Origin of the sequence: Macrococcus brunensis (assembly GCF_004359615.1) — a bacterium.
Lineage (GTDB): Bacteria > Bacillota > Bacilli > Staphylococcales > Staphylococcaceae > Macrococcus > Macrococcus brunensis.
Window position 1 is genome coordinate 1 of the sequence record NZ_SCWA01000044.1, and the last position, 1,105, is coordinate 1,105.

Here is a 1,105-nt window from a genome sequence, read left to right on the forward strand (position 1 = left end):
TTTATAAAAAAAATACGCCATGACGAATTCATGTTAATATTGTAGTTCTCACACCGACAATAAAGGAATGAATTCGTATGACGCATATCAATGGTAACACGAAAACCGTTAAGGGCAAACACCTTTCTAGAGATGAACGGGTCATCATACAGACGTTGATCAGTGAAGGACATTCAAACAGACAAATAGCTAAAAAGTTCGGTAGAGCGCCACAGACCATTAATAATGAGATAAAGCGTGGCACGTACACACAAAAGATCCGGCAGGTACATAACAATAAGACTTACACTTACTACAAGTGCGTCTATTCACCTGATCTTGCCCAGGATAGATACTTTGAAAATCGTATCAAGTCAGGACGTCGTCCTCTTCCCGTTACAGATAATCCCTTTGTTGAATGGGCGGATAATCTGATGATACATGAGGGATTGTCTCCGGCTTCCGTTATTATGATGGCTAAGAAAGCTGAGCTCTTTCCAGAAAGATTCATCCCCTGTATAAAGACACTCTATAACTGGATTGACAGAAAGCTGATAAAGACGCGTAATATCAATCTTCTGATGAAATTAAAGCTTAAGAATAAGAAGCCGGCAGGCTTTACTCGCATCAATAAAAAAGTACTGGGACAGTCCATCGAACTACGTCCTCGTGCAGTAGATACACGTACGACCTTCGGACACTGGGAGATAGATACTGTAGTCGGTCAGAAGTCTGCCGAAGATCAGGTTCTCCTCACCATGGTTGAGAGAAAAAGCCGGTATGAACTTATCTTAAAGATTGATGGTAAACAGAGTTACCATGTAGTCAATGCACTACGTCACCTGATAAAGGAAACAGGGGATGCTTTCCCTAAGATATTTAAGTCCATTACATCAGATAATGGATCTGAATTCAGCGATCTTTCTGAATCCCTGAGGGGATTATCAGAGGTCTACTTCACTCACCCCTATGACTCCTGGAAAAGAGGTACGAAAGAAAATCAGCACAGATTTATTCGCCGGCACATCCCTAAAGGTATGCCCATTTCAACTGTAACAGCTTCCCATGTCCATAAAATCCAGGAATGGATGAACAGCTATCCACGTAAGATACTGGGTGGACAGTC

The 1,105-nt window shown here is 41.7% G+C and carries 1 protein-coding gene; it reads left to right on the plus strand.

Translation table 11 applies throughout. The annotated features are described in order from the left end of the window. Positions 1–77 precede the first annotated feature (77 nt). On the plus strand, positions 78–1,105 hold a 1,028-nt coding region (locus ERX27_RS11115; RefSeq protein ID WP_133432855.1), incomplete at its 3' end, for an IS30 family transposase.